The sequence below is a fragment of the Zhongshania sp. genome (assembly GCF_041623545.1).
Taxonomy (GTDB): domain Bacteria; phylum Pseudomonadota; class Gammaproteobacteria; order Pseudomonadales; family Spongiibacteraceae; genus Spongiibacter.
On the sequence record NZ_JBFJWS010000208.1, the window covers coordinates 1 to 5,603 of the forward strand.

At 50.6% G+C, this 5,603-nt stretch carries 3 protein-coding genes and 1 tRNA gene; 3 read left to right on the forward strand and 1 reads right to left on the reverse strand.

From position 1 onward, the window contains the following. Positions 1-269 precede the first annotated feature (269 nt). Together uvrB and ABYT30_RS14600 are read left to right on the forward strand one after the other, a co-directional pair. The gene (uvrB, locus tag ABYT30_RS14595; RefSeq protein WP_373083512.1) at positions 270-2,300 is read left to right on the forward strand and encodes an excinuclease ABC subunit UvrB; all 2,031 of its coding nucleotides are present in this window, start codon (positions 270-272) and stop codon (positions 2,298-2,300) included. A 59-nt stretch (positions 2,301-2,359) separates the two neighbouring features. Continuing rightward, positions 2,360-2,436, forward strand: a tRNA-Val gene (locus ABYT30_RS14600). Positions 2,437-2,617: 181 nt separating this feature from the next. On the opposite strand, the gene ABYT30_RS14605 is transcribed toward ABYT30_RS14600, so the two are convergent. Further along, positions 2,618-3,337, reverse strand: coding sequence for a DUF2780 domain-containing protein (locus ABYT30_RS14605; RefSeq protein ID WP_373083513.1), 720 nt, complete (start codon positions 3,335-3,337; stop codon positions 2,618-2,620). A 265-nt stretch (positions 3,338-3,602) separates the two neighbouring features. Here ABYT30_RS14605 and thrS point away from each other — a divergent pair, with 265 nt between their 5' ends. Continuing rightward, positions 3,603-5,528 (forward strand): threonine--tRNA ligase, encoded by a 1,926-nt coding sequence (gene thrS / locus ABYT30_RS14610; protein ID WP_373097266.1) that lies wholly within the window; start codon positions 3,603-3,605, stop codon positions 5,526-5,528. The last annotated feature ends 75 nt before the right edge of the window (positions 5,529-5,603 follow it).

Consider the following 5,603-nt stretch of genomic DNA (forward strand, 5'->3'; position numbering starts at 1 on the left):
CGCCTGCTGGGCTCGAACCAGCGACCCAATGATTAACAGTCATTTGCTCTACCAACTGAGCTAAGGCGGATCAGCTTCAACAGCTGAGGACGCGCATATTAAGGAGGTTTCCTAAGTGCGTCAACCCTTTGTCGAAGAAAAAGTTGTATTGGTGGTTTTCTGAACAAATTCCGCCGCTTAGCGCGAAGTGACGACTAGTTTGCAGCATCTTTGCGGGCGGGGAGGTAGAGGGGTACTATGGGTGGTTTTCTGTAGCGAGTGCCCGGTGGATGTCTAAACCTTTTCAAGTAGTGTCTAAATTCGCCCCTGCGGGCGATCAGCCTGCGGCGATAGCCGGCTTGATAGAGGGCGTTAATGCGGGGTTGCATGCCCAGACTTTGCTGGGCGTGACCGGCTCAGGAAAAACCTTCACCATTGCCAATGTAATTGAATCATTGCAGCGACCCACTATTATCATGGCGCCGAATAAAACGTTGGCGGCGCAGCTTTACGGCGAGTTTAAAGAATTCTTTCCTAATAACGCGGTTGAGTATTTTGTCTCCTATTACGATTACTACCAGCCAGAGGCCTACGTTGCGGCCTCAGACACGTTTATAGAGAAAGACGCGTCAATCAATGACCATATCGAACAAATGCGGCTATCGGCTACAAAGGCGCTGATGGAGCGCTCTGACGCGATTATTGTTGCCTCGGTATCGGCTATATACGGCTTGGGTGATCCAGAGTTGTACTTCAAAATGATTCTGCATTTAGTGCGGGGCGAACGCATTGATCAGCGTCAGTTGCTGCGTCGTTTGGCTGAGCTGCAATACACTCGTAATGATATTGCCTTTCAACGAGGTACCTATCGCGTGCGCGGGGATGTGATTGATATTTTCCCCGCGGACAGCGACAAAGATGCGGTGCGGGTTGAGTTGTTTGATGATGAAATTGATTCTATTACCGGCTTTGATCCTTTAACGGGTGAGTCCTTTGGCAAGTTTCCACGCGTCACGATTTATCCAAAAAGTCATTATGTAACGCCCCGTGATACTTTGTTAAAGGCGGTGGACCGCATAGAAGAGGAAATGCTAGAGCGACTTAAGCATCTCCGCGAGAACGAGCTACTAGTTGAGGCGCAGCGCCTTGAGCAGCGCACTCGCTATGATATAGAGATGATCCGCGAGCTGGGTTACTGCAATGGCATAGAAAACTACTCGCGCTATCTCTCTGGTCGCGAGCCGGGTGCCGCGCCGCCAACCTTGTTTGATTACTTGCCCAAAGATGCCTTAGTGGTAGTAGATGAGTCTCACGTCACCATCCCTCAGATTGGTGCCATGTACAAAGGTGATCGCTCCCGCAAAGAGACCTTGGTGCAATACGGTTTTCGCCTGCCGTCGGCACTGGATAACCGGCCTATGCGTTTTGAAGAGTGGGAGCGCTTGGTGCCGCAAATGATTATGGTGTCGGCGACACCGGGTAATTACGAAGGCGAGAACTCGGCGCGTACCGTTGAGCAAGTGGTGCGACCAACGGGTTTGATTGATCCGCAAATTGAAGTGCGTCCTGCAACTACCCAAGTCGATGACTTACTCTCAGAAATTACCAAGCGCACTGATGTCGGAGAGCGGGTGCTTGTTACCACACTGACCAAGCGCATGGCCGAGGATTTGGCGGAATATTTAGATGAGCACGGAATTCGCGTTCGCTACCTTCACTCTGATATTGATACCGTCGAGCGGGTAGAGATTATCCGCGATCTGCGCTTGGGTAAATTCGACGTACTTGTCGGTATTAACCTGCTGCGCGAAGGTTTGGATATGCCGGAAGTCTCACTGGTCGCGATTTTAGACGCTGACAAAGAAGGTTTTTTGCGCTCTGAGCGCTCGCTAATCCAGACTATTGGCCGCGCGGCGCGTAACTTGAACGGAAAAGCCATCCTCTACGGCGACCGTATTACCGGCTCGATGGAGCGGGCCATAGGCGAAACTAATCGTCGTCGCGAGAAGCAAATTGCCCATAATTTAAAGCACAATATTACGCCTGTTGGGGTGAAAAAATCAGTCGAAGACATTCTTGATGCTGGTGCGATTCCGGGCTCGAAAGGTAAAAAGCACAATCGCCAAGACAACCGTAAAGTGGCTGAGCCCTCGGGCGACTACTTGCAGGATGCGGCAGTGATGTCCACCGCCGAGCTGGCTAAGCTCCTTAAAAAGCTTGAGCAAGACATGCAGAAGCACGCCAAAAACCTTGAGTTTGAAGCGGCGGCGAATGTTCGCGATAAATTATCCGAAATTAAACAGCGGTTTTTTACTACCTAGTAAATCCGCATTAACTATTGAACTACACAAATACCGTGACTATAATGCGCGTCCTTTATAGGACTATAGCTCAGTTGGTTAGAGCGCTACCTTGACATGGTAGAGGTCCCCAGTTCGAATCTGGGTAGTCCTACCAAACATAAAAAAGGCCCGCTAAATAGTGGGCCTTTTTTATGTTTGGTGCTATCGCCTAGCGCGAAGTTCATCTGTAAATCGTACCGGCAAAACGCTAGACGGGAGACGGAAAACGCAAAAGCCGCAAATCTAGGGGCTTACGTTTTCTTCGTCCTTAGCATCTCCCATCAAGCCTCTCCCAATCACAAAGCCCCAGAAATCGCCGCATCCAATAAAACACTCGCTTCAGGGTTGCCGTTCTGTTTTAGGTAGTTACTGCCCACGTCAGTAAACTTCGGAATCATCTCGGCACCCATGCCCAGAGATTTAAACTGGGATACGAGCTGCGCGCCTGCTTTTAAGGAAGGGTTTGAATCCGTAGCCATTTTCATGGCGCCGCCGAGCAATCCGCCGTTCGCCGTTGCGGTGACTGCTGGTGCGGCGCTGAGCAAGCCGCTTACGCCGGGGATGGCGTTAGCAATTACACTGAAATCGCCTCCAGACATTAAACTCTGCGCTGTTTGCAGCAGTGCACCCATGCCGCCCATGGCTTGCGTCGTGTTTACGCCGAGGGTTTGAGTTAGCAGGGGTAAGAGTTGCATGCCCGTTTGCAGCATGCCACCGGCTGCGGCTTGATTGCCAGTTGACGCTTCAAGCGCAGTGCTGGCATCTATTGTTGCGCTGCTATTCACGCTGATATCACTACTTGATGAAGTGCTTGTGGTCGTACTTGTTGTTGTCGTGGAGCTGGTACTTGTGCTGGTGTTTTTGGGTGTTGTTTGTTGGCTTGTGTTGGTCGCTTGGCTTTCTTCGCTCGGGGCAGGTTCCGGTGAGCTAAAAATACTTGTTAGGCTGTCCCAGAAGCCTGCGTTGGCTTGTAGGCTAAATGTGCAAAAAATGGCTATGCTAAGGGCTTTTTTCATGGGGGCTACTCAATTGGTTGGGGTGAGGTGCCGCTTGGGCTAATAGTTAGCATAGTTTGCTGTAGTCTATCGCGCCAATAGATCAGGGTGTCTCCAGTTAAGTTTAATATGCCGTTGTCAGCTGAGTACTTGATTTTTGGCGGGTTTTGGCTTGCGAAGCCAGTAGGCTAGCGCCATAATAGGCGGCTAACACCCGCTGCAGTTTTACACTGTATATTAACGTCATGTGACCTTTGGTAGGGGCCACCACTGAAAGGATAGCGATATGCCTGTTATTACCCTTCCCGACGCGAGCCAACGCGTTTTTGAAAACCCCGTTACTGTAGCCGAAGTGGCTATGGACATTGGCGCAGGCTTAGCTAAAGCGGCGCTTGCCGGTCGAGTAAACGGCAGCTTGGTTGACACCAGTTATTTGATTTCAGACGATGCCGAATTGGGTATCATCACGGAGCGCGATGAAGAGGGCGTCGATATTATCCGCCATTCTACGGCGCATTTGTTGGCGATGGCCGTGCAGGATCTATTCCCCGGTGCACAGGTTACGATTGGCCCGGTAATAGAAGACGGCTTCTATTACGATTTCGCCTACGAGCGCGCCTTCACCCCGGAAGACCTAGAGAAAATTGAAGCGCGGATGAGCGAGCTTTCGTCTGCGGATCTGGCTGTGTCGCGCAAGGTGATGAGTCGCGAAGAGGCTGTGAAAGCATTCAGTGATTTGGGCGAAGAGTATAAAGTCGAAATTATTAAGGACCTGCCTGGTGACGAAGACATCTCCGTTTACCAGCAGGGCGACTGGATGGACTTGTGTCGCGGTCCTCACGTGCCAAGCACTGGCAAATTAAACGCCTTTAAATTGACCAAGGTTGCTGGTGCTTACTGGCGTGGAGATCAGGCCAATGCCATGTTGCAGCGTATTTACGGCACGGCCTGGGGCAATAAAAAAGCGTTGAAAGCCTATTTAAACCGCATTGCTGAAGCTGAAAAGCGCGATCACCGTAAAGTGGCTAAAAAGCTCGACCTCTTCCATATGCAGGAAGAGGCACCGGGCATGGTGTTTTGGCACCCCAAAGGTTGGAGTGTTTATCAGGCAATTGAACAGTATATGCGCGACAAACAGCGCAAAAATGACTACCAAGAAATTCGCACGCCACAGGTAGTGGATATTTCCCTGTGGGAGAAGTCAGGCCACGCTGATAAATTCAGTGATGGCATGTTCACCCTGAGTGCAGATGAGCGTACTTTTGCAGTCAAACCTATGAACTGTCCCTGCCACGTGCAGGTGTTTAATCAGGGTTTGCGCAGCTACCGCGATCTTCCTTTACGCTTAGCGGAATTTGGCTCCTGTCACCGCAACGAGCCATCGGGTTCATTGCACGGCATTATGCGGGTTCGCGGTTTTACTCAGGACGATGCGCATATCTTCTGTACTGAAAATCAAATTCAGCCGGAAGTGGCATCATTTATCGATTTCCTGCACGAAGTTTATGCGGACTTCGGCTTTACCGAGGTAATTTATCGTCTTTCAACTCGCCCTGAGCAGCGGGTGGGCAGTGACGAGGATTGGGATCGCGCGGAGAAGGCTTTAGCCTTGGCGTTAGACAGTAAAGGCCTGCCTTGGGAATTATTGCCCGGCGAAGGTGCCTTCTATGGTCCTAAAATTGAATTTTCATTAAAAGACTGTATCGGCCGAGTGTGGCAATTGGGCACTATTCAGGTCGATTTCTCGATGCCGGGTCGTCTTGGCGCCCAGTATGTTGACGAAGCGGGTCAGCGCCAAACACCGGTGATGTTGCATCGGGCAATTTTGGGTTCTTTTGAGCGTTTTATCGGTATTTTGATCGAACACTACGAGGGCGCATTTCCAGTCTGGTTGGCGCCGGTTCAGGCGGTGGTCTGCAATATTACGGACAATCAGGCCGAATATGTCACTAATGTGCAAAATTTATTGAGAGATTGTGGCTTTAGGGTCGATGCGGACTTGAGAAATGAGAAGATCGGCTTTAAACTCCGCGAGCACACAATTCAGAAGGTTCCCTTCCTTTTTGTCGTTGGTGACAAAGAAGTGGAAAGCCAGACTGTTTCGGTTCGTGCACGTAGCGGCGAAGATTTGGGGTCAGTGTCTATTAATGACCTCAGTAAACTCCTCGCAGACAGCGTAGCTAAACGCAGCCGCGCAAATTCGGAGAACTAGCAATTAAACGCGATAACGCAAAAGGGCGCAGCAAAAGAGCGCCGATAAACGAAGAAATTGAAGCCAATGAAGTTC

Excerpts from the sequence above, each read along its gene's own strand:
- uvrB (WP_373083512.1), top strand. The coding sequence starts at position 270 with ATGTCTAAACCTTTTCAAGTAGTGTCTAAATTCGCCCCTGCGGGCGAT.
- ABYT30_RS14605 (WP_373083513.1), bottom strand. The coding sequence starts at position 3,337 with ATGAAAAAAGCCCTTAGCATAGCCATTTTTTGCACATTTAGCCTACAA.
- thrS (WP_373097266.1), top strand. The coding sequence starts at position 3,603 with ATGCCTGTTATTACCCTTCCCGACGCGAGCCAACGCGTTTTTGAAAAC.